General features: G+C 26.9%; 1 pseudogene. It reads right to left on the bottom strand.

Annotated elements, in window-relative coordinates:
* Positions 1 to 234, bottom strand: a pseudogene (locus LQ693_RS13625) (helix-turn-helix domain-containing protein); the annotation flags it as partial.

Here is a 234-nt window from a genome sequence, read left to right as displayed (position 1 = left end):
TTAAAGGTAAATTTTTATTATCTGATTTAGCTCGTTTTTTAGTCATAGTGTGAGATCGTCCCTTTTGTTTATTATCTATATCAAGACGACACTTTTCATCAAATTGATGTTGCCAATTGGCAATGATAATAGGATTAATAATTCTAAAGTGATTCGCAGTATCTTGATAAGACAACATATTTTCTTGTCTAAATTTTAAAACAGATAATTTAAATTCGCTAGTATAAACAGTAT

Origin of the sequence: Mammaliicoccus sp. B-M6, from assembly GCF_022386965.1 — a bacterium.
GTDB classification, from domain to species: domain Bacteria; phylum Bacillota; class Bacilli; order Staphylococcales; family Staphylococcaceae; genus Mammaliicoccus; species Mammaliicoccus sciuri_A.
Note: the sequence above shows the minus strand (reverse complement) of the source record. Positions and strands in the feature narration are given on the sequence as shown.